Source organism: Paraburkholderia mimosarum LMG 23256 = NBRC 106338, assembly GCF_000739815.1.
Classification (GTDB): domain Bacteria; phylum Pseudomonadota; class Gammaproteobacteria; order Burkholderiales; family Burkholderiaceae; genus Paraburkholderia; species Paraburkholderia mimosarum.
In genome coordinates this window covers 1-1158 of the sequence record NZ_BBJJ01000320.1, presented here as the reverse complement: position 1 = coordinate 1158, position 1158 = coordinate 1, and the positions used below count along the sequence as shown (strand labels likewise).

The following is a 1158-nucleotide window of genomic DNA, read 5'->3' as shown; positions in this document are numbered from 1 at the left end:
ACTCCATACCGAATCTGGGCTATTCCGGAAAACCTATTCAATAACTCACTTTGGACGAGTGATGCTTGGATACGAGAGAAACGACTATCTAACCCTTGATCCGGACACACTAGCGCTTGTCGAGCCTTGGAAAGCACGAGAAAAGCTGGCGGAACTCAATAAAAACGCCAATGATCGGTTTCAATCCGAACGAAGAGACTATCTGCAAAGGCGATTCACCGTCGCACTTAAATGGCTTGCTCAAAGAAAGACCGTTACGGAACGGTTGAGCGATCTCATTCGATCGGGAAACTACTCACGCGATGATCTGATTCGCATTGCAAATGGAGAATTCTAGGGAAGGTCTGCACAACATGTTTTCAGAGCGCCGAACTTTTTTCACGTTGGGCGTATCGTCCGCAGGGTCTGCTAGCAGGTTGGTCGACCGGCTTTTGAAGCATGATGGCCTTCGTTTTCCGAGACTCACGGCCTGATGCGCCGGGCGATTCACGCTTTGCTCAAAGCCTTGCGCGCCATCCAGAGGTTGCCCAGCGCAAACAGTGTTGTGATCTGTGCGGTGTTCTTCACCAATCCTCGGTAGCGGGTCTTCGTGTAACCAAACTGCTGCTTGAGCACGCGAAACGGATGTTCAACCTTGGCGCGCATGCCAGCCTTCAGGCGCTCAATCTGGTTGTATATCGCATCCAGAGGATTGGTCAGGTCCAGCTGTCGACGCTTGCCCGGTCGCATCGCGACATGCCAGCGTACCGGGTTCGCCTGACACCGCTTTTCAATACCCTGATATCCGGCGTCAGCGTACACATCCTTTTCCTGGCCGTGCAACAACGCTTCGGCCGCATTGATGTCGTGCACGTTGGCCGCCGTACCAATGACGGTGTGGACCAGACCCGACTCTGCGTCCACGCCGATGTGCGCTTTCATCCCGAAGTACCATTGATTCCCTTTCTTCGTCTGATGCATTTCCGGGTCCCGTTTGCCAGAGCCGTTCTTTGTCGAACTCGGTGCGCTAATCAAGGTCGCATCGACCGCTGACCCTGCCTTCAACATCAAGCCCTTTTCACTCAGGATCTCATTGACCAGGGCGAGCATCTGCGCGGCCAGTCCGTGCGTTTCGAGAAGGTGGCGGAACCGCAGAATCGTGCTTTCGTCCGGAAAACG

The 1158-nt window shown here is 54.1% G+C and carries 2 protein-coding genes; one reads left to right on the top strand and one right to left on the bottom strand.

The features are described from left to right. A partial coding sequence (locus BMI01S_RS42805) for a hypothetical protein (RefSeq protein WP_218002778.1) occupies positions 1–337 on the top strand: 337 nt, incomplete at its 5' end. Between the two features lie 149 nt (positions 338–486). Here the strand turns inward: BMI01S_RS42805 and BMI01S_RS37670 are convergent. Further along, positions 487–1158 (bottom strand): IS5 family transposase (locus tag BMI01S_RS37670; RefSeq protein ID WP_042293569.1); only part of this gene is annotated, 672 nt, incomplete at its 5' end.